At 49.6% G+C, this 26420-nt stretch carries 23 protein-coding genes; 7 read left to right on the forward strand and 16 right to left on the reverse strand.

Translation table 11 applies throughout. The features are described 5' to 3' along the window. Position 1: 1 nt before the first annotated feature. Both FPE01S_RS21485 and FPE01S_RS21490 read right to left on the reverse strand, forming a co-directional pair. Entirely contained in the window at positions 2-3160 is a 3159-nt protein-coding gene (locus FPE01S_RS21485) for a TonB-dependent receptor (protein ID WP_046371123.1), read from the reverse strand. A 309-nt stretch (positions 3161-3469) separates the two neighbouring features. Continuing rightward, positions 3470-4444, reverse strand: coding sequence for a fasciclin domain-containing protein (locus FPE01S_RS21490; RefSeq protein ID WP_046371124.1), 975 nt, complete (start codon positions 4442-4444; stop codon positions 3470-3472). 317 nt (positions 4445-4761) lie between these two features. On the opposite strand from FPE01S_RS21490, the gene hemN reads away from it, so the two are divergent. Continuing rightward, positions 4762-6135, forward strand: a complete 1374-nt coding sequence (hemN, locus tag FPE01S_RS21495) for an oxygen-independent coproporphyrinogen III oxidase (RefSeq protein ID WP_046371125.1) — start codon at positions 4762-4764, stop codon at positions 6133-6135. Positions 6136-6138: 3 nt separating this feature from the next. Further along, positions 6139-6483: a hypothetical protein gene (locus FPE01S_RS21500; RefSeq protein WP_046371126.1), complete on the forward strand. Its 345-nt coding sequence runs from the start codon at positions 6139-6141 to the stop codon at positions 6481-6483. A 3-nt stretch (positions 6484-6486) separates the two neighbouring features. Here the strand turns inward: FPE01S_RS21500 and FPE01S_RS21505 are convergent, their stop codons facing one another. From FPE01S_RS21505 to FPE01S_RS21545, 10 genes are read right to left on the reverse strand one after another with little or no spacing between them, the layout of a single operon-like run. Then, positions 6487-7548, reverse strand: a complete 1062-nt coding sequence (locus FPE01S_RS21505) for a response regulator (protein ID WP_046371127.1) — start codon at positions 7546-7548, stop codon at positions 6487-6489. Continuing rightward, positions 7520-8722 (reverse strand): PAS domain-containing sensor histidine kinase, encoded by a 1203-nt coding sequence (locus FPE01S_RS21510; protein ID WP_046371128.1) that lies wholly within the window; start codon positions 8720-8722, stop codon positions 7520-7522. Before FPE01S_RS21510 ends, FPE01S_RS21505 begins: the two co-directional genes overlap by 29 nt. A gap of 36 nt (positions 8723-8758) precedes the next feature. Next, complete coding sequence (locus FPE01S_RS21515) at positions 8759-9472, reverse strand: sulfite exporter TauE/SafE family protein (protein WP_052956080.1); 714 nt, start codon at positions 9470-9472, stop codon at positions 8759-8761. Next, entirely contained in the window at positions 9469-9897 is a 429-nt protein-coding gene (locus FPE01S_RS25190; protein WP_083990390.1) for a FixH family protein, read from the reverse strand. The genes FPE01S_RS21515 and FPE01S_RS25190 overlap by 4 nt, the downstream gene beginning before the upstream one ends. 11 nt (positions 9898-9908) lie before the next feature. Next, the gene (ccoG, locus tag FPE01S_RS21525; RefSeq protein WP_046371129.1) at positions 9909-11327 is read right to left on the reverse strand and encodes a cytochrome c oxidase accessory protein CcoG; all 1419 of its coding nucleotides are present in this window, start codon (positions 11325-11327) and stop codon (positions 9909-9911) included. Beyond that, complete coding sequence (locus FPE01S_RS21530) at positions 11287-12336, reverse strand: cbb3-type cytochrome c oxidase N-terminal domain-containing protein (RefSeq protein WP_083990392.1); 1050 nt, start codon at positions 12334-12336, stop codon at positions 11287-11289. Before FPE01S_RS21530 ends, ccoG begins: the two co-directional genes overlap by 41 nt. A 17-nt stretch (positions 12337-12353) precedes the next feature. Continuing rightward, entirely contained in the window at positions 12354-12512 is a 159-nt protein-coding gene (locus FPE01S_RS25585; RefSeq protein WP_072054031.1) for a cbb3-type cytochrome oxidase subunit 3, read from the reverse strand. A gap of 5 nt (positions 12513-12517) precedes the next feature. After that, positions 12518-14644, reverse strand: a complete 2127-nt coding sequence (gene ccoN, locus FPE01S_RS21535) for a cytochrome-c oxidase, cbb3-type subunit I (RefSeq protein WP_046371130.1) — start codon at positions 14642-14644, stop codon at positions 12518-12520. A gap of 5 nt (positions 14645-14649) precedes the next feature. Continuing rightward, on the reverse strand, positions 14650-14811 hold the full coding sequence (gene ccoS / locus FPE01S_RS21540; protein ID WP_046371131.1) for a cbb3-type cytochrome oxidase assembly protein CcoS: 162 nt from the start codon (positions 14809-14811) through the stop codon (positions 14650-14652). Between the two features lie 56 nt (positions 14812-14867). Continuing rightward, positions 14868-17315: a heavy metal translocating P-type ATPase gene (locus FPE01S_RS21545; RefSeq protein WP_046371132.1), complete on the reverse strand. Its 2448-nt coding sequence runs from the start codon at positions 17313-17315 to the stop codon at positions 14868-14870. A 151-nt stretch (positions 17316-17466) separates the two neighbouring features. Here FPE01S_RS21545 and FPE01S_RS21550 point away from each other — a divergent pair, with 151 nt between their 5' ends. From FPE01S_RS21550 to FPE01S_RS21570, 5 genes are all read left to right on the forward strand, one after another. Next, entirely contained in the window at positions 17467-17907 is a 441-nt protein-coding gene (locus tag FPE01S_RS21550) for a thioredoxin family protein (RefSeq protein WP_046371133.1), read from the forward strand. Between the two features lie 2 nt (positions 17908-17909). After that, entirely contained in the window at positions 17910-18842 is a 933-nt protein-coding gene (locus tag FPE01S_RS21555; RefSeq protein WP_245624044.1) for an FAD:protein FMN transferase, read from the forward strand. Then, positions 18839-19048, forward strand: a complete 210-nt coding sequence (locus FPE01S_RS21560; protein WP_046371134.1) for a DUF4266 domain-containing protein — start codon at positions 18839-18841, stop codon at positions 19046-19048. The genes FPE01S_RS21555 and FPE01S_RS21560 overlap by 4 nt, the downstream gene beginning before the upstream one ends. An 8-nt stretch (positions 19049-19056) precedes the next feature. Beyond that, entirely contained in the window at positions 19057-20241 is a 1185-nt protein-coding gene (locus FPE01S_RS21565; RefSeq protein WP_046371135.1) for a DUF3570 domain-containing protein, read from the forward strand. A 71-nt stretch (positions 20242-20312) separates the two neighbouring features. Then, entirely contained in the window at positions 20313-22019 is a 1707-nt protein-coding gene (locus FPE01S_RS21570) for a DUF4091 domain-containing protein (protein ID WP_083990394.1), read from the forward strand. Here FPE01S_RS21570 and FPE01S_RS21575 read toward each other — a convergent pair. The 4 genes from FPE01S_RS21575 to FPE01S_RS25195 form a co-directional block, all read right to left on the reverse strand. Then, positions 22002-23273 carry an outer membrane protein assembly factor BamB family protein gene (locus FPE01S_RS21575; RefSeq protein WP_046371136.1) on the reverse strand — a complete coding sequence of 424 codons (1272 nt, stop codon included), beginning with the start codon at positions 23271-23273 and terminating at the stop codon, positions 22002-22004. The two genes, FPE01S_RS21570 and FPE01S_RS21575, sit on opposite strands and share 18 nt — an antisense overlap. A 102-nt stretch (positions 23274-23375) precedes the next feature. Beyond that, positions 23376-23777, reverse strand: coding sequence for a DUF4242 domain-containing protein (locus FPE01S_RS21580; protein ID WP_245624045.1), 402 nt, complete (start codon positions 23775-23777; stop codon positions 23376-23378). 350 nt (positions 23778-24127) lie between these two features. After that, complete coding sequence (locus tag FPE01S_RS21585) at positions 24128-25216, reverse strand: nickel-binding protein (RefSeq protein ID WP_169749204.1); 1089 nt, start codon at positions 25214-25216, stop codon at positions 24128-24130. Positions 25217-25246: 30 nt separating this feature from the next. Continuing rightward, a complete protein-coding gene (locus tag FPE01S_RS25195) occupies positions 25247-26026 on the reverse strand; it encodes a hypothetical protein (RefSeq protein ID WP_052956083.1) in 780 nt (259 codons plus the stop codon). Between the last annotated feature and the right edge of the window lie 394 nt (positions 26027-26420).

Genomic DNA, 26420 nt, shown 5'->3' on the forward strand with positions numbered 1-26420 from the left:
GTTAGAATCCATAACGAACACCTAGCTGCAACTGGTAAGGATTGCCGCTCAGGCTGCTTACACCGGCATTGGTATTCACGCTGTACTTGTACTGGTTTACTGCGGGATCAAATCCTTTAATGGTATACAGGGTGGTAGCTCCCAGGTTGTGGTTAACGCCCCAGTCGCGCTTCAGCATATTTGCCACGTTGAACAATTCACCGGAGACTTCAATATACTGGCGTTTGAAAGTGCGGAATTTCTTCGACAGCCGCAGATCAAATACACCATAGAACGGATTCACTCCGCCATTTCTTTCAGCGATTTTCCCAAAGCTCTTCCTGATGTATTCTTTCGCGCTTTTCTCCACGTTAGGGTTATCAAGAATTGCATTGATGCCGTCTTTCAGGTACTGCGGTGTTGCCGCATCGTTGGGATCATACACGTAAGCCAGGTCATTACTGGCCACAAAGTCGCCGTTCACGTTACCGTTTACCACCATTGAATACCGGGTTCCGCCGATACCACTGAAACGAAGCCCTATACTAACACCCCAGAAGGTGGGTGCCGTTCCGTAAACGACCAGCTTGTCACGGAACTGGTTATCCGAGTAGGATGTTCTGCTCAGGTCACGGGGATCGTTGCCTGTATACTGCACCAGGGTAGCGGTATTTGCCACGTTTCCATTATAGGAAGTATTGTCTTTGGTCTGATTGCGGGTATAGGAAAATGCAATCTCTCCGTCTTTAAAATATCGGTAGGCACCATCAATCACTGCAGCAAACTGGCTTGATTTCCCCGTGCTGATCAGCTCCAGTACACGTCCTACTTCAGTTGTCTTGCGGCCCTTGGTCCAGTCAGCATTACCATTACTGGTATTGATGGTGACTGCCGGTACGTATACGCCACGGTTCGCTTCTGCAGCGATGGTAAAATAGGGCTGGTCAACCATGTTGCGGTCAACATAAGTGTAATTGTTACGTGCCTGCGAATAGTAGCCGCTGAGGCTCACCCGGAAACGCTCCGTAAAGAAATGGGTATAGGAAAAATTCGCTTTGTATACGGTAGGCACTTTGGCGTCCTTCCCGTTCATGTTAATAGTAGCCATCTTAGGAATGGCAGGATCCTGCAAAAGATCCCGTCCAGGGGCTGTTGCCGGGTTGTTCCGGTAAGCCGGGAAATTTGGTGTGGGCACCAGGTCGCCGGAAAGGTCAACGCTCATAATATGCGATCCGTCAAACAGCATATTATTGATCATGGAGTACGGATTCAACGCCGATCCCATTATACCACCGCCCAGGCGGATGATATCCCTTCCACGTTCGCCGATATTCCAGGATGCCTGGATGCGTGGCTGTACCTGGAGGGTTGCCAACTTGTTGGAAGTATTCAGACCGAGTGTATTGTAAACGGTCTGATCAAAATTCGCCTGGTCAAGATAGTCTGTGTAATCAACCCTTACACCAGCGGTTACATCAAAACCGGGAAACAGGGTTGTCTGCGCCTGTGCATATAAGTTAGGGGACAAGATATTGAACTTGATATTCTGGTCATCGGAGAGATATATTTCCCGCGCATAACGGTAAGCCTTCAGCGCATCGAAGTTGTCGAGGCCGGTGATATAAAAGCGTCCGTTGATCTCACTGCCATAAATGGAATTCTGACGAATAAAGCTCAGGCCACCACCAAAAGTAAATTTGAACTTGTCGGTATTCCAATAAAGATTGTCCACCAGCTGGATGCGGGTGTTATTGAAATAGTCGCCGCCATAACGCTGTCCACCGAGCTGGATAGCTGTAGTATAGGTTACCCCTTCACCAGCAGGACTCTGGATATTCTGCACAATGGCCCGCGGAATATTTTCCGCCGGCAACTGGTCGTTTGCAATGAGTACATTGTATTCCCAGTAATGCTGCAATTTCAATTCATTGGTAACATGATCATTGAGTGTTGAACGCAATGACGCCATCAGGCTGTTGTTCATACTCTTCCGGCTGCTGTATACTTCATAGAGGTTGATGGCAGTATTGTCACCATCAGACTGATAGTCCATATCATAGATAAAGTTGTTCCGGATGGTCAGAAGGTTCCGCTGGTTCAGCTGCCAGTCGATACGGCCAAACAATGCATGGGTGCTTTTGCGCTTGTCAAACTGCCCGAACTGCGGCGAATTGGCCACACCATATTTTTCGCGGGCGATCCCGAGATAACGGTCCAGTGTTGCCTGTGTAACGTTCAGCCGCTTTTCGTCTGCGGGAGACTGAATGTTGGCGATGGACAATGGCCGTGCGTCCTGCTGACGATCATAAGCGATAAAGAAATGCGCCTTGTCTTTGATGATAGGTCCACCCAGTGAGAACCCATACTGGTAGGTGGAAAATGGCTGGTTGCGCTTCTGTCCGTTCAGTCCATAGGGACTTGACAACCAGTCGGTACGCATGAAGGCAAACGCACTGCCACCAAATGTATTGGAACCGGACTTGGTCACTGTACTGATGGTACCACCACCGGCATTGCCATAGGTAACATCATACTGATTGGTTACCACCTGGAATTCCCTAACGGCTTCCATGGTAATGGCATACGCGCCTGAAGGAAGACCGCCTGAAATAGTACCACGCCCCGACATGCCATCAATGGTATAGTTGGTAGAAGAAGCGAGCTGGCCTGACAGGCTGCCGCCGGTACTCAGGGGAGATAAATCGATCAGGGAGGTAAAGTTGCGTCCGTTCACCGGGAGCCGGGCGATATCCTTTGCAGTTACCGCAGTGGAGGCACCGATATTTTCAATCTTGTGACGGATCGATCCCGCTGTAACCACTACGGCAGCCAGATCATCCGTTTTTGTTTCCAGCTGAAAAGCTACCTGGATGAGATCACCCTGGTTGAGCGCATAACCGGTTTGCTTCTGCGTGGTCATTCCGGCGTGTTCCACGGTAATGGAATACGGCGACCCCAGGGGTAGCTCTTTAAAAAAGAATTCACCCTTATCATTGGAAAGAGTGCGGTAGCTAAATCCTGTAGATTCGTTTTTCACCGTAACAGTCGCGCGGGAAAGCTGCGAGCTGTCCGGGCCGTTGATCTTACCGTTGATACCGGCAAGGTTCGTTTGTGCATAGCTGATAGTCATGGCGAAGATCAGGAGCAATAAAAGCCCGATCCGCCGTTGTAGCGGTAACATGTGAATCGTTTTGGTTTTGGGAGATTTTTTGGCGATGCGAAGATGTAGAGGAAGTGTTACCGGAATGTGAAGGGAAGTTTAAGGAAAGTTTAGTTGTTTATCTGTTTATAAGTTTAGCAGTTGGATCCCGTCAGCGGGAAGTTCCGGAAAGAACAGGATTAAAGGTATATACAATGCCCATGGCTAAATAAAAGCAATGGCAACTACTAAACTTATAAACAGATAAACTACTAAACAATAAAAAGGTCATCAGTGCAGGTTTGCATCCGCACGACGACCTTGTTGATATGGACGATATATGGAGACGGGTTATGGCAGCAATACACGATCAATCACATGGATCACACCATTCGTAGCCACCCAATTCACTTTGGTGATATTTGACTTGTTGCCGGTATTACCTGTGCCGGTGATGGTTGGACCACCATTAATACCATCCGACAGGTTAACGGTGGTGGTACCGCCCGCATACATTGTCAGGGCTCCATTGGACAGGTCCGAAGAAAATGAACGGCCCGGTACAACATGATACCCCAGTACACCCAATAAGTTGGCAACCGGAATGTCATTGATGTCAGTTACACCCAACCCTGTCAGGAGTTCAGTAAAGGCAGCATTACTGGGTGCAAAAACCGTAAATACAGACGCTTTCAATGTATTAATCAGGTCAGGATTTCCGCCAGGTGCATCATTGGCCCGCTGTAATGCCTTGGCAAGGGAGTCAAGTCCATTATCTGGAGTTTGAACGACTTCTACCATATCTCCTGATGGCGGCACCAGCGCGTAGCCGATCCTGTGCAGTAATCCATTGGTTGCAGCAATATCTGCTTCTTCAACCAGTGATCCGTTTACATAGGTTCCATTGGCATTCCTGGTGACCCAAAGGGAATCACCCTGCGCAGTAAGCACTTTTGCATTGGGACCTGCGGGTAATGATGCAGCATCGATCCTGGACCCCAGCAAATGGTATTGCAACATATTTTCGACTTCATCTACAGACATTGCCGTTAATACTGTGGTGGTTATACCAGCAGCATCAAAGGCTGCATTGTCAGGAGCGAACAATGTCATGGGACCCGCACCGCTCAAAGTAGCGGTCATGTCACCCTTCACCATGGCGGCTTCCAGTGTACTGAAATCATCGCGGTCAGTAATGACCTGCGCTATGTTTTTATCCTGTGGTGGGGTTGGATCATCATCATCGTCGCTGCATCGGGTGAGTGCCAGGGCAGCAAACGCAGCAGCCAGGAGCAGGGGTCGCGCAAAAGGAATTCTGTTTGGCATGGCAATAAATTTTAATTAGGAAAAAATCCTTCGGGTACAGAAATCTTTTACGCTACCAACAGTAACTATTCGGGAGAGGGTGTTGCCGTTGTATTGTTTAAAGCGCTGGCGCGGGAAGTGAACGTTGATTAAACAATAGGCAACGGCTGTGGCAAGGGTAGTACCGCAATTATCGTTCCGTTATTCCGGCTAGGTCGCCTTAAGGGATAAAAATCAGGCAGGATGAATCGCTGACGGTAAGTGATCGCTGACGAAGATCAGAAAACAGCTTGCCCGTGGTCATATGCCACCCGTGTCAGTACCGGTAATTTCACCTTATGTTTCAGACTGTTAATACCGCAACGCCCATTTCGCTCGCAGTTAAATATAACCTGCCCGTTCCGCGATACACCAGCTATCCGGCTGTGCCGGACTGGAACAGCAGTATAGACGCTTCCGGCTGGTCAGATCATTTCCGGGAAGCCTTCAGCAAGCAACATCCCCGGAATGGCCTGTCCCTTTACCTCCACCTCCCATTTTGCGAATCGCTTTGCACATATTGTGGCTGCAACAAAAAGATCACCACCAATCACGACGTGGAAGATCCCTATATCAAAGCTTTACTTGAGGAATGGAAGATCTACCGGGACCTGATGTCAGAAGTACCGGTCATCCGGGAATGTCACCTGGGTGGCGGTACGCCTACTTTCTTCTCGCCCGCCCACCTGGAACACCTGCTGCATGCCATTTTCAATCTTGCCGTGGTACCCAAACACCATGAGTTCAGTTTTGAAGGGCATCCCAACAATACTACCAGCGACCATCTTGCCGTATTGAAAGCTGCCGGATTCCGGCGGGTAAGTTATGGTATCCAGGATCTTGACCCTGTGGTACAACGTACTATCAACCGCATTCAGCCCTTCGAAAATGTGGTAAGGGTTACTGAAGAAGCCCGCAGGCAGGGCTACCGGTCAATCAATTTTGACCTGATTTATGGCCTCCCGCGGCAAACTGAAAAGAGTCTTAAAAAGACACTGAAGACCGCGCTTTCGCTCAGACCTGACCGTATTGCTTTTTACAGTTATGCGCATGTACCATGGACCAGCCGTGCACAACGTCTCTTTGATGAACACGACCTTCCCGATCCGGAAACCAAACTCCGGCTTTATGAAACCGGAAAACAGATCTTCCTGAAACATGGCTACCAGGAGATCGGTATGGATCATTTTGCACTTCCTGGCGACGACCTCTCCCTCGCCAGGCAGGAAGGCAGACTTCATCGCAATTTCATGGGATATACTCCCCTCCCTTCAGCACTGCTGTTGGGACTGGGCGTATCGTCCATCAGCGACACGGGTTTTGGTTATGCCCAGAATGCAAAATCCTTACTGGAATATTATGCAGCCGTTGCTACAGGCAAACCTGCGGTCGTAAAAGGATACTATTCGCAGCAGGAAGAACAAACCATCCGTAAACATATTCAGCAGATCATCTGCCATGGTCATACAAGCCTTGACCGGCAGGCGTTATCAGCTATTCACCCGAACTGGCTGGAAAGGCTCAGCCCCCTGGAAGCCGATGGCCTGGTAAATTCCGAGGGGAACAACATTACAGTAACTGCAGCCGGATTCTCCTTCCTGAGAAATATCTGTGCGGCAATCGATCCCCGGTTCGAACCCAATAACAAACCGGTTTACAGTAAAGCTGTCTGACACATGCTGATAGAGAATAAACAACAACTGATGGACGAAAGTCAGACGTGGAAGCAGGACATCAATGCAATCCTGGATCAGAATATCCAGTTAAAAAACCAGCTTTCACTGTGGCTGCAGCACAGCTGCGAACCGGTGGAAATGGAAAAAGCAGAATATTTCCAGAATGGTTTCGTAAAAACAGATGTGTTTGCAGGCGTTCTCCGCGATGAAGTAGTGGCCTGGGAAAATGCTGTCGCTCCTGAAACCCGCGACCAAAAACGTGCAGCAATCAGATACAACCTTCACCTCCTGCATCAGCATTTCGAAAATCTGTCCGCTGAATTTGAGCAATTCCTGGTAAAATAAAGATCAGTTGAGCAGATCCTGTAACTTCTTTTCCTGCAACAGGAGAATCTTGCCGCCTTTGATATCGATCAGGCCCTCGCTTTTGAAATCACTGAGCGTCCGTATCAGTGATTCCGTAGCCGTGCCGGCAATGCTGGCCAGGTTTTCCCGGCTGATATCCATTTCAAATGAGGTGTTGCCAGTGGTCTTGTATTTATTGCGCAACTGCATCAGTGCATCAGCAACTTTCCGGCGAAGAGAGTTGTAGGCAAGTGCCACGAGCTGCTGTTCCTTTTCATTGATATTGCTGGCCAGTAATCGCAGGAACTTCCGGCTCATTTCAGGATTACCATTCAGCAGCGTCTCAAAGGTATCGCGGGGCACCAGGGCAATTCTGCAATCGTCCAGAGCAATTGCCGTATCCTTATAGGTCGTGCCTTCAAGCAATGCGATATGCCCGATAAAGTCACCAACACCAAATAGTCCGGTTACGAGCTCCTTGCCATCCTCGTGGGTACGATAGGTTTTGACTTTCCCCTCCAGGATATAGAACAGTCGGCCGGGGTGATTCCCTTCCGCATAGATCACCTGCTTTTTCTTGTATATGTTGCTGTTCTGCGCTTCTGCAACGGCATGAAGATCTTTCGGCATCGCCTCCCGCTGCAATTCATCCACAGCTTCCAATCCCCCGCCGAGGTCTTTTTGCATCAGATCCCATTTACGCAGGCGGCTGTCCACTGCATTTAATAATTCGCTGCCGGAAAAGGGTTTGGTGATATAGTCATCCGCACCGGATTCCATACCCTTCCTAAAATCACCTTTCTCACTCTTGGCAGTCAGAAAAATAAATGGCGTATGCTTGATCGCTGCGTTGCGGTTGATGGCATGCAGCACACCATAACCATCCAGCACCGGCATCATGATATCGCAAATAATCAGGTCCGGACGATGCTCCATTGCCTTTTCAACACCAATTTTTCCATTTTCCGCAACAATCACCTCATAGTTCGACAGTTCCAGAATCTCCGCTGTATTGCTGCGAACATCGTCATTGTCTTCAATGAGTAATATTTTTTTCCGCTTCATAATGTTTCACCTTGTCGAACCGGATAAAGAATGTGGTACCTTCTTCCAACACACTTTCACAGGCAATTTCCCCATCCATCAGTTCAACATATTTTGAAATGATATGCAATCCCAACCCCGTTCCCTGGATATTTAATGCATTTGCTCCCCTGAAAAACCTTTCCATCAGGTGTTGCTGGTCTTCCGCCGAAATTCCCATTCCCCGGTCCTGCACTGCAATCTCCAGTCCATCAGTTCCCATTTGGCTGGTAACCGAAATGATGCTGCCCGGCGGAGAGAACTTGCTCGCGTTGGAAAGTAAATTAAGCATTATATGCTTAAGCAGGGAAGGGTCCAGCCAGACCTCTTCCTCCGCACCCGAATGTTCAAACTGAATTTGCTGCCCCGGTTTCAGGTTATTGCCCATTTCCGCCAGTACCTCCTGCACAAAATGAGCAATCCGGAAGGTCGTTTTTCGCACCAGGATCTTTCCTTCTTCGATTTTTCCGACACTGAGGAAATCATTCAGGATATCAGTGAGCATCGTAATGGAAGAATAAATGCGCTGAAGATGCTTTTCCCTTTTCGGCTGATCGTCAGTGCTCGTATATTTTCCGATCAGGTAAGCGGAGGATTGTACTGTGCTGAGCGGCGTCCTGAATTCATGGGAAGCCATGGTAACGAAACGGGATTTCAGCTCATTCAGTTCCTTTTCTTTCTCCAGGCTCAGTTCAAGTTGCTGCAGGGTATCTTTTAAAACCCTCGTCCGCTGCTCAACGGTCTCTTCCAGATCATTGTTCAGCTTTTCAATCTCTGCTTCGGCTCTTTTCCTGACCGTAATATCACTGATGAATGCAATCACCTGTTGCTCGTCGTCATGGCTAAAATTACCGAGACTCACTTCAACGGGAAATTCACGACCATCTTTCGTCACGGCGTACAGGTCCATCCCCACGCCCATTGGCCTGCTTTTGGGATTTTCCACGTAGGCCTCGCGGTGCCCGATGTGCCGGGCGGCATACCGGGAGGGGATCAATATTTCGATCGGTTTGCCGGCAAGCTCATCAGCAGCATAGCCGAACAGCTTTTCAGCAAAAGGATTTGCACGTATGATGGCTCCGCGGCTGTTCACTACGACAATGCCCATGCTGGCATGCCTGAATAAAGCCTCATTGCTGTCTGCTTCCTGTCGCATAATAATATTCCGTGGTATAAAAATATCAAAGAACCCTCAATGCGCACAACCTATTGCCTCATGAGAAAATAACTGTAGCCAGTAGGTGCCCTGGGCCCCACCCAATTGCAGCCCGCGGGTAATCAGCAGCACTGCGGCTATCGCCATAAATGCAGGACTTATCCAGGCCGCTTTTTTGCGAAGGTCAACTGAAATCAGTGTGGTGCCCCAGCCGGTCAGCAGCATCGCCGGCAATGTGCCTATTCCAAACAGGGCCATGAATCCGGTAACGCCCGACACCTGCTGTTGCGTCAACGCCCCCAGCAGGGCGAAATACACCATGCCGCAGGGGAGGAAACCATTCAACACGCCCATCAGCACAGCACTCACCCTTTCGCCCAACCGGCTTTTCATCCTCTCCACAGTTTGCCACAAAGCAATAACTACCCGCGACGACCCTAATTTCCGGGTGAATTTTGAGGGAAAATACCGCATCAATGCACCTGCCAGCAGCACAACACCTGCCACCAGGGAAAACATTGCCTGCCACTGCGGATTCAGCAACATGCTTCCCGCCGCACCCGCAACAGCACCCAGCGAAACATAAGCTAGTATACGACCTGACTGCTGCAACAAAACGTTCAGGAAAAAAGAAGATCTCCCGCCTTCACGGCCAGGCAACGCCATCAACAGCGGACCACACATGCCCACGCAATGCACACTTCCCGAAAAGCCAAGTGCCAGTGCTGCTATGATGGCTGCAGTTGTCATGGCGCCAGGTAAAGTGTTTTTTCAACAACATAAGTTTCTTCCTCCTGTTGCCAGCGCAATTTCGCGGTAAACCGGATACCTGCAGGAATACCCGAAAAAACCTGGCGGCCTTCGCTGTCTGGGTTAAGCGGAAATTTTTTATCCAGCCTGGCGTCTTGGGCACAATAAAACCAGATCTCACCGGAAACCGGTTTACCTGCAGGCAGCTGCAACACGACCTGTTTTCCTTCGGCAGACAACTGCACGCTGTCTGCGATGGCAGCAGCTCTCCGCGACCCGTCAATCACTTCCTGGTAACGGAGTTCATTGCGGTAATAGTCCGGCTCTACCAGGTCAAAGCGCGTACGGAATGACTGAAATACGAGATAACCGATCATCGCCGCAAAAGCGACAAATCCCAGCATTACTTTATTACCCCAATGCATAAGCGCTGTTTTTACTGTTTATTGAACGGGCCCATGAAATTCGTTTTGAGCTCTACGATTTTTTCTTTTCCGGAATACACACCAACTTTCACAGGAACCTTGCGATCATGAACATAGGTGTTCGGCAATACAACGAAAAACGAAGCCTGGCCCTGACCTTCCTTTGGAACAAGAACCTGTTCCCCTGCTGCATTCACGATGTTTCCCGGCGCATCCTCCAGGCGAAGGGTAACAGGTATATCAGCAAGTGTCTTGTTCACCATCTTCACTGTATACAGGTTGGAAAGGCTGTCGGCTCCCCGCTCCTGGTAAAGCAATCCCGGTGCACGTACAATTGTACCATCAACGTTTTTACGGCTGACCAGCAGAAAGGAAAGCAACCCGGTCAACACCACCAGCAGTACAGAATAAAGTTTCATCCTTCCCGAAAACCGCAGCGGACGATCTTCAGCAATTCCATTTTCCGATGCATAACGGATCAGGTCCGGCATACGGCCGACGGCATGCATCATGGCATTGCAGGCATCAATACACGCCGTACAACCAACACATTCCATCTGGGTGCCATTCCGGATATCAATGCCTGTGGGACAAACCTTCACACACTGAAAACAATCGATACAATCGCCCGTTTCCGGCAAAGGATCTTTCCGGAATTTGGCCCGCTTCTCCCCTCTTTTATAATCATAGGCGACAATCATGGAGTTCCTGTCAAGCAGTACACCCTGAAGGCGGCCGTAGGGACAAATAACGGTACAAATCTGCTCCCTGAAATACGCATACACCGCATAAAAAATTCCGGAGAACGCCAGTATTGCCATCAGCCCGCCAACATGCATCGACACAGGTTCCCGGATGATGGCAAACAAGGCATCCGTTCCGATCACATAAGAAAGAAACACGTTGGCTATCAGGAATGAAACCAGGAAGAAAACCAGGTGCTTAGTCAGTTTCTTACGCACCCATTTTGAACTCCAGCGCTCACGGGCCAATACTTTCTGCGCGGCCGCATCTCCCTCTACAAGGTATTCCAGCCGGCGGAACAACATTTCCATGAACAGGGTCTGGGGACAAACCCAACCGCAGAAAATCCTGCCGAAAGCTGCTGTAAAGAGAATGATGAACACGATAAACGTGAGCATCGTTACACCAAAAATAAAAAAGTCCTGCGGCCAGAACACCTTTCCAAAAAGTATAAACGTAGCGTTCGGAATATTAAAGAGCAATACAGGTCTTCCACTGATCCTCAGGAAAGGCAGTACCAGGAAAAGTATAAAACAGGCAGTACTGACGATCGTACGGATATTGTAAAATCGTCCTTTGGGCTGCTGCGCAAAAATCCATTGGCGCTTGCCCTGACTGTCTACCGTTGCCAGACTGTCACGAAAATTACTGGTTGGCAGTTGATCCTGCGTTTGATTCGTTTTCATCAGCTTCCTTTTCACCCTGCGGTTCTTTACCACCCGGGGGGTTGGTTCCTTTCAGCGATTTTACATAACTGGCCACCTGCGCGATCTGCTTATTGGAATAACTGTTCTGCCATGCCGGCATCGCATTGATCCCATATCGGATCGTTTTGAATACACTTTTCACATTGCCACCATGAATCCAGAATTCATCGGTAAGGTTTGGCCCCACACTGCCGCCACCGTCGGCCTTGTGACAGGCCACACAGGATTTGATGAAGATGTCTTTCCCTGCTGATATGTCACCCGGTGTCGTCAATACAGTTACCGAATTCTCATCAACTGCCTCACCCTTTTTAGCGAGATAAGCTTTCACTTCCGCTTCTGCTACGGCAACCGAATGCACATATTCTTCTTCACTGGAAGGTGCCGAATGACTAACGTGGAAACGCCAGAGATAGATCACGGAAACAATCACGGTCAGGTAGAAGCCATACAACCACCAGGGCGGCAGCCGGTTGTCCAATTCGCGGATACCATCATACTCATGGCCCATATCAATATCCTTTTCTTCCTCGATCGGACGGAAGCTGTTGGCTTTCTCGAAGAACTTCTTAAAGGAGAATACCTTTCGGGGTGCCGCCTCATGCGCTGGCACAGACCGTTTCAGCAGCAACCTCACCTGGATCAGCAGCGCAAGAATAACGATCAGCTCCAGGAAAATCACACTGACCAGTGTTGTAAATGCAAAAGTAGACAACCCGGCCACTGTCCATAAAACACGGGGTTGGGCCGATTCCTTTTCCTCGTCATTCGCTTTTACCTGGGCCAGCCGAAGCAACAGGTTGGCGAGGAGCACGATCACCAGCAGCAGGATCGCTGCAAGAATGAGCAGGATAATGGCAGTGGGGCTGGACATCAGTTCGTCGGCCTCATTAACCGGTGGTTGGGCAGATACAGTCAGGAAGGGAAATACTCCGGCCAGCAATAAACAGGACAGTGATTTATAGTTTCGGGATAGTATAGATAACATACCTTTTCATTTAGGGGTTAGTCCAGCGGAATATGTGCCTGTTCATCAAGGCGCTCTTTTTTGGTACGGTACACCCAAACCAGCATCGCGGTAAAAAAAAGTACGAATACGAGCAGGGAGGTGATCCCGTAGCGGTCAACGCCACTGATCTTTTCTATATAGTGAATGAATTTCATCGTAATTATTTTTGAGCAGTTTTGGGGACTTCGGTTTTGATATCTTTTCCGATTCGTTGCAGGTAAGCGATCAGGGCTACGATCTCCGCATGCGGATTGGTTTTTATCTTATCTCCGCGGAGGTTCAGGGCTATTCCTTTGGCCTGCAGGTCAAGGTCTTTATTGGCTTGCTGATCATAGTCTTCAGGATAAGGAACACCAAGTCGCTGCATCGCCCTGATCTTTGCTGCGGTTGACGCGGTATCAATGATATTGTCAAGCAACCAGGGATATGGCGGCATGATGGATCCCGGTGACATTGATCGCGGATCATACATATGGTTGTAATGCCAGCTGTCGGGATATTTGCCACCTTCGCGGGCGAGATCCGGTCCCGTCCTTTTGCTCCCCCACTGAAATGGGTGATCATACACAAATTCACCGGCTTTGGAATACTCCCCGTATCGTGCTACTTCATCACGGAAAGGGCGTACCATCTGCGAGTGACAGGTATAACAACCTTCGCGAACATAAATATCGCGGCCCTGCAATTCGAGCGGCGTATAGGGCTTAACGCTTGCGATGGTAGGAATATTGGACTTCACCAGGAAGGTGGGAATCATTTCAATCATGCCGCCGGCAGCAACCACGATCAGGCTGAGTACCAGCAGGGTAACGGGTTTTCTTTCGATCACACGATGCCAGTACTCCCCTTTGTGTTCCTGCAACACCGGCAACGGCGCAGCTTCAGCCGCTTCATTTGCAATGAAACTTCCCTTGCGTATAGTCTTGTAAAGGTTGTAGGTCATAATCACAGCACCGGTGAGATAGAGCGCACCGCCGATGCTCCGCAGCACATACAGGGGCTTGATGCTGGTAACTGTTTCCAGGAACTGGAACTTGAGCTGTCCTTCCGGCGTAAAGGTTTTCCACATGATGCTCTGTTCGAAACCGGCCCAGTACATGGGTACTGCGTAAATGATGATCCCGATGGTTCCCAGCCAGAAGTGATTGGTGGCCATTTTGCGGGAATACAAAGTAGTGTCCCACATTTTCGGAACCAGGTAATAGAGAATGGCAAAAGCCATAAAACCGTTCCAGCCAAGTCCGCCGATATGCACGTGGGCGATTGTCCAGTCAGTAAAGTGAGAGATAGCGTTTACATTTTTGAGGCTCAGCATGGGGCCTTCAAAAGTTGCCATTCCATAACAGGTAATGGCTACCACCATGAATTTCAGCACAGGATCTTCCCGCACTTTATCCCATGCACCGCGAAGGGTGAATAAACCGTTCAGCATACCGCCCCAGCTGGGTGCGATCAGCATTACGGAAAATACCACACCGAGTGACTGGGCCCAGTCGGGCAATGCTGTGTACAGCAGGTGGTGCGGTCCGGCCCAGATATAGATAAAAATTAGGGCCCAGAAGTGAATGATGGAAAGGCGATAGGAATACACCGGCCGGTTGGCGGCTTTCGGAAGGAAATAATACATCAGTCCGAGTACCGGCGTGGTCAGAAAAAACGCAACGGCGTTGTGGCCATACCACCACTGCACGAGTGCATCCTGCACGCCGGCATACCAGCTATAGCTTTTAAAGAGTGATACCGGGATCTCAAAAGAATTGACAATATGCAGCATCGCAACGGTTAGCCATGTAGCGATATAAAACCAGATCGCTACATACAGGTGCCGTTCGCGGCGCTTCAGGATAGTACCAAACATATTTATCCCGAAAATGACCCATACCACGGTGATGGCTATGTCAATGGGCCATTCCAGTTCTGCATATTCCTTGCCGGTGGTTTTACCCCACAGCAGGGTGATTGCAGCAGCAGCGATGATCGCCTGCCATCCCCAGAAATGGATCCAGCTCAACCTGTCGCTGTAAAGCCTTGCCTTACAAAGCCGCTGCAGGGAATAGTAAATACCGGCAAAGGAAGCATTGCCGACGAATGCGAAAATAATGGCGTTGGTGTGCACCGGGCGCATCCGTCCGAATGTAGTTGCTGCCAGCCCCAGGCCGATTTCCGGATAGTAAATCTGGATCGCGGCCCAAAGACCTGCCAGCATACCAACGATACCGAATACAACGGTAGCATATCCGAAGGCCCTGACGATGCTGTTGTCGTAATAAAATTTGTCTTGCTGCATAAGAATTACTCTTGGGAATTTGGCTTTTGATTGTCGTCAAACAGAATACGTGAGGCAGGTGAAATATCATCCTCAAACTGCCCGTCTTTCATCGCCCAGATAAAGGCAATCAGAAAAACTGCTGCAACGGAAATACTGGCAGCAAGCAGTAAAAGGATAACAGCCATAACTGTATTTATTTGGTAAAGCTATTCTGTATCGGACGGGCCGGTGATGGTAGACATCAGGTACGCGGGTGATTTTCATCAGCATTTCGCCTGCTCACGGTCAGACCGAGTCGCTTAGAAGCATAACGGCTGGCGCCAAAGGTCACCAGGAAGATGCTGAGGGTGGATGCGGGCATCAGAATTGCCGCTACCATAGGGGAAAGGACGCCGCGTACGGCAAAGAATAGTCCGGCAATATTATATACCAGGGATAATATGAAGCTGGCCATTACAATCCGCTTGTTGACCATGCCCAACTTCAGGATTGCCGGCAACAAAGGTAAGGAACGGGCTTGCATGATACCGTCACTGGCCGGTGTGAAATTATTGTGGTCCTCGCTTACGGCAATACCGGCATCGGCAGCTTCCAGCGCGGCAGCATCATTCAACCCGTCGCCAATCATCAGCACCTTTTCACCCCTGTCCTGCAAAAACCTGATATAGTCGCGTTTGTCTTCAGGCTTCTGGTCGAAATAAAGGGTGCAGCCCCTCCCTAAAAGACTGTTTAGCGCATGTCGCTCAGCGGCATTGTCACCGGAAAGTACGGACAGCTTATATTTCCCTTTAAGCTTGTTCAACCATTGTTCAATCCCGTCGCGATACCTGTTCTGCGCCGTAAAATACCCGGGAGAAATGCCGTCAAAGCTCAGGTAAATGCACTGTTTCAGGCCTGCTATGGGTCTCGCCCCCGTAAAGGCAGCATTGCCGATCCTGACGATTTCGTCTCCTGCATAGCCCTCAATTCCTTTCCCTGCAAATTCTTTTACGCCCCTCAGGGTAATGCCTTCCAGCGGCCTGTTCAGGTGGCGGGCAAGCGCCAGGCTCAACGGGTGGCCGGAACCGGAGGCAAGCGCCGCAATAGTATCCAGTTGTTTTTCCGGCAATGGAGCCCCGGTATATTTGAGGGAAGTATCAGAAGCCCGGGTCAGCGTTCCGGTTTTATCAAATACAATATGAGTGACACCTGACAGCGATTCAATCACACCGGCATTCCGCAGGTAACAGTCGTTCCGGGAAAGAATGCCAAGAATGTTGCCATTGGTAAAGCTATTGGCCAGTAACAACGCACAGGGACAGGCCACAATAAATACCGCCGTTACTGCCTGCCACAACCTTGACACATCATGCATTTCCCAGTAGGCAGCAGTAAGCATGGCTATAGCAAGCACTATCCAGGTAAAGTATTTACTCAACGCATGAACGAATGACAGGTTTGTGTCCTTTTTCGCAGTACCTGTTTTGTTCCAGAGGCTGGCGAGATAACTTTGTACCACCTCCTTCATGATCAACATCTCGATTTTGCCGCCACTTTGCCTCCCACCTGCATATAACAACTCTCCCATCTGCCGGTGTACCGGCATCGACTCACCAGTCACAAATGCATAATCGATAAATCCTTCACCACTGGTCAGAATTCCATCAGCAGGAATGATCTCTCCTGCACGGATCACCACAGTATCCCCAGGCTTCAGGTCTGGTAGCGCAACCGCATCTTCAGTCTCGCCTTTTTTTACATTAACCGCTATCGGAAAATAGGAAGTGTAGTCTCTTTCAAAAGAAAGCTGCCGGAAGCTTTTGTCCTGCAATACCCGGCCCAACAGCATAAAGAAAACAATGCCCGAAAGGGAATCAAAATAACCGGCCCCGGTATGTGAGAATACTTCATAGACACTACGGGTAAAGGTGATCACGATGGCCAGCGCAATGGGCGCATCGATATGGAGGAAGCCTGCCCGAAGGCTTTTGACCGTGCTCCGATAGAACGGAATAGCGGAATAAAAGACTACAGGAATTGCCAGCACCAGGTTGAACCATCGGAAAAACAACTGGAGGGTCTGCTCCATGGAATCAATTCCGAAATATTCCGGAAAACTCATCAGCATAATATTGCTGAAACAAAACCCGGCGACACCGAGCTGCATGCGGAGGGATTTGTCAACGCCCGGCCTTTTGTTTGTCAGGTCACTCAATGATATATATGGCTCATAACCAATATGCGTAAGCAATTCTGCCACCCTGCGGACCTGCCCCTTACGGCGCTTACAAACTATCGACACTTCCTTACGGGTAAAATGTACGGTGCAGGACAATACTGAGTCGTCCAGCTGCGGTAACTTTTCCAGCAGGTAAAGGCAGGAATTGCAGTGCATCTGGGGCAGATAAAACTCAAGATGGAGGGTGTCTTCCGATTCGAACCGGATAAAACGGGCTGCAATTTCCGGCTGATCCAGGAAGCCGAAGCGCCCTGGAAACTCAGGCTTGTCCTGACGCAATCCCGGCTGCTGGTTAAGGTCATAATACCTGCAAAGGCCATTCCCTTTCAGAATTGTATACACGGTCTTACATCCCTCGCAGCAAAAAAACTTGTCCTCCAGTACCGGCGCGGCGGCTGGACAAATGGTTCCACAATGATAACAGGTGCCGGTTTCCTTCCGGACGCCGGCTGAACTGGGCTGTTTATCCATGGTGCCAAATTAGGCGGTGAATGATCAGCCGGATATGACGAACATCAGTCTGTACCCTGATTACGGTAGGTATTCGTTATTCAGATGTTAACCGAAATTGAAGTGATCTTTCTGGTCGGATATTGGTTATACTTTGTAAAATCTCGCGACGATGCAACTGATATCGCTATTGATACTGAATATCATGCTGGGCGGTCCGCACTGGCAGCCGGATTTTGAAACGGCGAAAAATGTGGCGCAAAAGGAGCACCGGCTGATCCTGGTGAATTTTTCGGGGTCGGACTGGTGCAGCCCCTGCATCCGCATGCATAAAGATATATTTGAATCTGTTGAATTCAATCAGTTCGCAGACATTTCCCTCGCGATGGTAAATGCTGATTTCCCCCGGTTGAAAGCGCACCAGTTACCACCGGACCAGCAGAAAAAAAATGAGCAACTGGCTGACGCCTACAATCCGCAGGGGAAGTTCCCGTTCACAGTTCTGCTGGATGAATCGGGAAAGTCTCTGAAAAGCTGGGAAGGTTATCCGGCAGAAGGATTATCCGGATTTGTGGAAACAATCAAAAGTATTTACAGTCAGAAAAAGCCCTGAACGTGTTGCAGGAATTCAGAAGAGGACAAAAGCTGATGGGCAACCATTTCGAACTGACTGTAGTGGATGACGATGCTCAGCAGGCGGAAGCCGGCATCGATGCAGCAATCGCCGAGATCTCCCGGATAGAACAACTCCTTACTACCTACAATGACAATAGTCAGACCAACCAGGTAAATGCCATGGCCGGGATCAGGCCCGTTAAAGTTGATCCTGAAATGTTTGCGCTGATCCGTCGTGCCCAGCGTATCGCGACAGTCACTGATGGCGCCTTTGATATCACCTATGGATCCGTCGACAGAAGTCTCTGGAATTTCGACAGGAATATGAAGGCGTTGCCGGACAAGGCAACCGCTAAAAAAAGTGTCCACCTGATCAATTACAGAAACGTACTGCTAAACGAACTGGAGGGAACTGTATTTCTCAGAGAGCGCGGCATGCGGATCGGGTTCGGCGGGATCGGGAAAGGCTATGCCGCTGAACAGGCCAAACAGGTGCTTATCAGCCTCGGCGTGAAAAGTGGTATAGTGAATGCGTCAGGCGACCTCTGTGCCTGGGGAACACAGGCCGACGGCAAGCCCTGGACAGTTGGTATCGCTCACCCTGATCTCGCCGGTGCGCCCTTTTCAGCAATGGAGATATCCGGACTGGCTGTGGCGACATCCGGCAACTATGAAAAGTATGTGGTTATCGATGGAAAAAGATATTCGCACACGATTCACCCCAAAACAGGTCTGCCCGTCAGTGGCATCAAAAGTGTAACGATCATCTGCAATAATGCCGAACTGGCAGATGCAATGACAACACCCGTAATGGTAATGGGAGTTGAGGCCGGACTCGCCCTCATCAACCAGATTCCCGGTTTGTCTTGCCTGATCATCAGTGATGACAACCAGCTATTCGTTTCAAAAAATATTAAACTGCATTACGCATGAAGTATATATTATGTGCTGCCTGCACAGGGCTTCTGGTTGCCTCCTGTGTGAATGTCAAAGAATACCAGAAGCAAAAGCTCAATGACTCAGAAATGGTATTGGGTAACAGAAAGATTCAGAAAACCGAAACAAGTTTCCAGGTGTACCGTGAAGGCGCTTCCGGCGCGAATGGCGGAAAGACCGGTGGAGGATGTGGCTGTAATTAACCCGTAAAATGAAAAAAGTATTTCTTTCAGCCTGTACGCTACTGTCGCTGATGAAGCTCCAGGCACAGCAAAAAGACTCAGCATTCGTTCCCAGGAAACTGCATATCGACGAGATCAATCTTGTATCCAGCTATTATCACCAGGATGGCAACAATTCAGCAGTTACAGGAGGCATCGGTACTGAAAAACTGACCGATATCGCCAACGTGCTCGATATCAAACTCTTCCGCTATGACCGGAAAGGGAGGAAAAACAACTTCGGGCTGGAAATGGGAATTGATCACTATACGTCGGCTTCTTCAGACAAAATTGACCTGAAGGCAAACTCATCAGCATCCTCTGCAGACACCCGGTTTTACCCGTCTGTCAACTGGAGCAGGGAAAATGAAACAAAGGGGTCGACTTTTGGTGGCGGGTTATCCTTCTCGAACGAATTCGATTATCAGTCCATCGGCGTCAACGTGCTGTACGCGCAAAAAACCAGGAACCGGAATGGCGAGTTTACGGCCAGGCTGCAAGCTTACCTGGATAAAGTAAAGATGATCGCTCCTTACGAACTTCGTTCACCATCGAATGAAGACGTTGAAGACGAAGGCTGGAAGAACCGGAACAGCTATTCAGGCTCATTTTCGTGGACCCAGGTAATAAACCGGAATCTCCAGGTCGCGGTACTGGCAGATGTCGTTCAGCAAAACGGCTATCTTGGGCTTCCTTTTCACCGGGTCTATTTTACTGATGGGTCAGTACACCAGGAAAATTTGCCGGACAGCCGGTTTAAAATACCAGTAGGCCTGCGTGCCAATTACTTTTTGGGAGACCGGTTCATTTTCCGGGCTTATTACCGATACTATTCGGATAACTGGGGACTATCCGCACATACAGCGGATCTCGAAGTACCCGTAAAAATCAGTCCCTTTCTTTCCATAAGCCCCTTTTACCGGTTTTACAGCCAGCATGCAGTCAAATATTTTGCCCCTTATGGCGGTCACACGGGAAAGGACGAGTACTACACAAGCAATTATGACCTGTCCACTTTTAACAGCAATTTCCTGGGAGCTGGTATCCGCTGGGCCCCGGTTAATGGTGTATTCGGATGGCAGCATTTCCACATGATCGAGTTGCGGTATGGGCATTATGATCGTACAAACGGGCTGAATTCCAATATTGTATCACTCCACTTACAGTACAAATAGCGATGGGATCAGGCACTTTACCTCAAACGATTGCACGAAAGACTACAGCTGATATTCGTTAGCTTGGACAAATGCTTAATGTTCGTTTATCTATTGGAATCAGCAAGATCCTCCTTTCCGCCTACTGCGTGCTGGGAGCAGCGTATACATATGCCCAGTCGCAACGGGTAGTGGTCACAGGCTTCACAGGCACCAGTAGCCGGGTTCCGCAGGAAGTCGATGCAGCCGGTAGTGAACCGGTAAATGCGCTTCCGTCATGGGAGGCAAAAGCCTGGAAAGGCGAAACCATCCACAACCAGGTGTTATTGCAGGGCGGAACGCAACAACAGCAGGTAAGTGTTACTGCCGGTGATCTCGCAGACGGAAAAGGCAATCGCATTCCACAACAGGATCTTTCCATTGGCTGGGTGAAGTATGTATGGACTGATGAATTCAGAGATGGCTGTGGTTACAGAAAATCCGTGGATTTTGATTCCTCCCTTGTAGCAGACAGAATCCAGACAGGAACCAATACCATGCTGATTGCAGCGGGTAAAGCACAACCCGTCTGGGTCAGTGTCAGGGTAAACGCCAATGCGGTTCCCGGCGACTATACAGGAAGCATAATAGTAGATAATGGCAAGAAAATAACCCTGCCCGTAAAAGTCACCGTGCTCGACCGCGTACTGCCACCACCATCGCAATGGCATTATGCACTGGATCTCTGGCAACACCCTGCAGCTATTGCCCGCGTGCACCAGCTTCCCGTGTGGAGTGAAGCACATTACAAAGTGATGAGACCTTACTACGAGATGCTTGCGCGAGCCGGACAAAAAACGATCACCGCCAGCATTACGGATGAACCCTGGGGACATCAGACCTACGATAACTACCCCAGCCTCATTAAATGGACTAAAAAGAAAAACGGCAAGTGGTCATTCGACTACAGCCTTTTTGACAAATACATTGCCTTTGTGATGGATTGCGGCATCAACCAGCGGATCAACTGCTATAGTATGGTGCCCTGGAAGATTGCCTTTCGTTATCATGACGAAAAGCTGCAGCGCGACACCGTATTTACAGGCGCCATCGGAACGCCGGCTTACAATGAATTCTGGTCGGTAATGCTCCGCGATTTTACGCGTCACCTGAAAAAGAAAAACTGGTTTGACCGCACCGCCATCGCAATGGATGAGCGGCCGATGGAAGCCATGCAGTCAGTCATCGCGCTGTTGAAAACGATTGACCCTGCCTGGAAGATTTCCCTCGCTGGTGCCTGGCATCCGCAAATTGAAAAGGACATCACTGATTATTGTATTGCTTCCGAAGCACGCTTTCCAGATTCCGTACTCATAAGAAGAAAAGCAGAAGGAAAAAACAGCACCTGGTATACCTGCTGTTCTGAAAAATTCCCGAATGGGTTTACCTTCTCTCCCCCCGACGAACATGTTTGGATGGGCTGGTACACGGCAGCTACCGGCATGGATGGCTACCTGCGCTGGGCATTCAACAGCTGGACCGCCAGGCCGGACGAAGACAGCCGTTTTGTTACCTGGCCTGCCGGTGATACCTACCAGGTTTATCCCGGACCCAATACTTCCATCCGGTTTGAAAAGATGATAGAAGGCATCCAGGATTATGAAAAGATTGAAACTTTGCGAAAAACGTATAAAGCAACCGGCGACCAGGTAGCACTGAACAAACTGGAAGCCGCGCTGAACAACATCCGCATCAGCAATTTCAACCAGCAATCCGCAACGGAACAGCTGGCACCCTATCGCTCATTGCTGAATGACTGATGGTAAGCGGATCGCATAAACATTGCCGTCAGCGCTTCCGGTGACAAGGTGTGAGCCGGCCACAAGGGGCTTACCCGTTATGGCACCCAGTGACATGATCTTTGCTTCCGCTGCTGCGTTATCTGGTCCGTATAGCTGGAAATCCTGCCGGAAGTGCCCGTCTTCGCCGTACACTTCTTTACTGTTTAAGCGGCTGCCTTCTGTTTCGAAATCGAACCGGATCTCGCCGGTTCGCTGATCCATTCCCACCAGGTGGCCATTGAAACAACCTGCAAAAATGGTGGAATCAACAGCGACGGCCTCGCCATATAAACGCATATTAAATGGCCGGCTCCAGATGACCTCTCCGTTTGCCGCATCAAACGCTACAAACCGGTGAGAATCGGATGTACCGGTAAACACTTTTCCGGCATGCAACAACGGCGTTGCGATGAACCAGCTGTCTTTTTCACGGAAGTTCCACACACCATGACCGGCTTTGGCATCAACAGCATAAAAATTATAGTCGCGGCTGCCGATATACAATACATCTCCGGCTATGGCCGGCGTCTGTTGAAAGGCTCCTTCCTTAAAATACTGGTTGCCTATTGCTTTGAAGGTCCACTTTGTTTTTCCTGTTGCGGGATCCATGGCAAATAACCTGCCGCCGAAATTCCCAACATAAAAAGTACCTCCTTTCAGTAAGCCTTTCATGTGGATCGGAGCGCCTGTTGGCATTGCCCAGCGCTGTTGTCCGTTGCGTTTGTTTAACGCGTATACTTTTCCGTTACCACAACCGATCAGCAGGTTATTGCCCCATACCACTGGTGAGGAGCGGTAATAGTCCCATGTATCGATTTCTTTCTCATTGCAAAGGCTGACTTTCCATTCACCGGATCCATCAGTCCTGATGCGGTGCAACACACCATCCGAGCTGTAAACAAAAAAAGCATTATCAGTGGCGAGCGGCTCAGATTGTATGGATGTACCGGCATTGTATTTCCAGAAAAGGCTTCCGGAGGCTGCGGACAATGCATAAAGGTAGCCGTCCGTTGATCCCACCAGCACCGTATCGCCTGTGCTGCTGATATTGCCGAGAATTTTTCCTCCGGTGGAAAAGGTCCATATGGCAGTGAGAGGGCGCGGATCGCCGGGGCAATTCGCAACTGAACCTCCATCCCTGGAAACAATTTTATCCAGTGAAGCAGTTGCGGTTCGGGGAATCGTTGCTGTCGAAACAGCGGTTAAACAGGCGCATAGCAATAGAGCAAACATTGTTTACGGTTTGGATCGGATGAATATCCGTAAAAAATGGAAATGGGAGTTACGCTTATCCAGCGCTCCTCCCATTTTTCCATGACCGGTTGAGTGAATGGTTTAGCGTTCCGCTGTTTGCGGACTGATAATAGTGGTTACCTCGGTAATTTTGTTGACCGGAAATCCACCTCTTTTGCCGTGCTCTCTGATCAGGTCTTCATTTTCTGCGCGGTAGATACAGAACATTTTGTCACCGGTCACATAGCTCTGAACCCATTCAATGTTGGATCCCATTGTTCTGAGTGCATCACAGGATTTCCGGGAAGCTGCTTTCAGTTCTTCCGGCGTCATTTTTCCTAACCCTGGTATTTCCCGTTCGATCAGGTACATTTTCATGGCTGGTACTGATGCTTTCGCGTAAAGCGAAGCAAAGGATAAGGTTGATTTCTGTGCGTTGGCAAACATTGTTGCGAACAGCAGGACTCCCAGCAGGAGTGTCAGTGGTTGGGCGAAACTTTTCATGGTAAAATTTTTTGGTTTTTGTATGACTCAAAATTACCACCAGGTACCCCCCTGAGGCTGTAACAATTCAGTCAATGCATGGAAAAAGCGATGCGAGAAATAGTTCAAAAAGTGGTAAAATCAGGTCAGGGGAATAGGAGTTTAGCTGTTTAGTTGTTTAGAAGTTTAGTTGTTGGGACCCCGGGTGAAGAAGGTTTGGTGTTTGAAGTCTGTAGTTTGGAGTTAAGTCCAGGTCGGGCATCCCCCATTGTCATGACTGCTGAAGCTTTACCTTAAGCAGAAGCTTCAGCGTAGGAGAGTGTGACATCGCTTTCACAACTACTAAACAATTAAACTAATAAACTTTTAAACTACTGTATTAACCCTACATAGGTCATGGGCAATATCCCGAATTTCTCCTTGAAGCATTTGGTGAAATACGAGGGACTGGTAAAGCCGGCTTCGAAGGCGATTTCCGCAACGGAAAAACTGCGTTTCCGGAGGAGATCCTTGGCACGGTTCAGCCGATATGCTTTCAACAGCTGGTTGGGAGAACTGCCGGTCAGGGCAAGCGCTGTGCGGTACAGCTGGGATTTACTCATTGCCATGGTCTGACAATACTGGTCAATATCAAATTCCGCATTCTGCCAGTTTTCTTCCAGAATATCAAACAAGCTGTTCAGCTGACTTTCTTCCCGCTGGCTAAGGCTGACAAAGGCGAAAGCTTTTGATCCGGCACGGTCGTGCGATAACAGTTCACTGATGCCATGGGAAAGCGCAATCTGTTTCTGGCGCGCCACCTCGCATAGATTTTCTGCGAGTCGTACCGCATCGCCAAAGAGGTCTTCGCTTTTGCCTACCGGTTCACCACCGGAAATGGACATCCGCCACTCCATCAGGTCACCATGCATTCCGCTGAGCTCTTCCTGAACTGCCCGGGCGCAACGGGCAGCATGCTCTGCCGACGCAAAGGAGAAAAGCAGCTTTCCCGGACCACCCGGCACCTCCTTCCCTCCAGCCGCCGATACCTGCCGGCGGATCATGGAATATTGCTTATGCAGGAGTTCTGCTGCATCCAGGGTACCGAATTTTTGCTGCAGGAGCAACGGATCATTGCCGGACACCATCAACAGTATCCGGAAAGAAGGGTCATGGAAGACCGTAAGGCCATTTTCTGTTTTGATAGTTGCTTCCGGGTCATAGATCCGGCCCAGGAAAGATTCCACCAGGTCACTGCGTACCTCGATGATCTTGCTGGGCAACATGCCGTGCGCCTTGGAATGAAGCGTCACTACTGCTTCTTTATTGGGTGCATCGATCAGGCAGAAAACTGTTTCCCGCATCTCATCCACCCAATAGGTCATGCATTTGCAGCCATAATCGTGCTGGAGGCTTAGATCCAACTGGTGGGCTTCTGCGACCCCAAGCGCTGATACGCCGGGGGCTACATGTATGTCCATATAAATCGGCATACGGTGAGGTAGCCCAAGTTAAACAATTATTGGATGGCCGTGACTGCGTATTTCCACAGGCATCCCGCAAAAGTCGCAGCTGGAGTCAGACCGCAATTTTGGTTGATAAGCAACCGGTACAAAAGTTTGATTTTGCAGGCCAACTACAGCCACGTTTCGCCGGATTTCCCTGGTTTTTCCAGGGATCTGAGATAACCTTTCGTCAGGCTTATCGTTTTTGGCCGTGTCAGGCGTCTTCTCAATGGTTACTGAAAGCGTTCCCTCATTGTTGGGAATGTCCATCGCATAGGCGGTCACTTTAGTCCCCGCCAGGCTCCGATGCGTTTCCTTTGCGGTATAGGTCCATACCAGGCCGTTGGGCTGCACCACGGCATCGCCGCGTTCCACCAGTACCCCGCCGGCTGACCAGATGTCCACCTGCACGTAGGCGACATGGAAGTCATCGTGGGCCCGGATCTCAATGGTATCACCGGGCTGGCCACTATAGCCCTGCACGTTGATTTCCGTTACTTCCGGCGCTGTCAGAAAGTCCTGCAACGCACGGCTGCAAACGTTTTGCCGGGGCGCCCGTTTCCGGTAATACGCCTCTTTCATATCGGCGTCCTGGTTCATCCTGACGCCGTATGCCATGCCATGTCTGAATTTGTCGTTCTGCACTGCCATGGCGCGGGTCGGCCTGGTCGTCCGCTTCCCCGGTGCTTTTTGTACGATCATTTTTCCTTCCCATTCGCGGAACACGAGCTCGTGACCGATCATTCCCCTGAGCATACTGGCAAGAAGTCCTGTAGCTGTTGCCATAGGATATTGATTTTAAACTTTTATTCCTGCAATAGCGCAGGTATTGGTATGGCAACAAACAGGATACCGGATTTCCGAAATTTTCAGTGAACCCTCATGGGCTTCTCTGGAAAATCTCATGGGCTTCTCTAAAAAATCTCATGAAAGCCGTTTTTACCGGAATGATACTGGAATGAAACTTCAATGGAATTGCAATGCCCTGGGAATACCTGTCCGGAATCCGCGAACGAATAGACCAGGAATCCCGGTTGCAGTAAGGTTGAATTAAAGTTGAACAGAGGTTGAACAGAGGCTTAACAGGCCGGGCAGAGGGGCAAATGAAGCCTGGCCAAGGGTATCGAGTTTCACCCGGACTACATTTTGCTATTCTATCTCATATGGCCAACCACCCCGA

It is taken from the genome of Flavihumibacter petaseus NBRC 106054, assembly GCF_000974785.1.
Classification (GTDB): Bacteria; Bacteroidota; Bacteroidia; order Chitinophagales; family Chitinophagaceae; genus Flavihumibacter; species Flavihumibacter petaseus.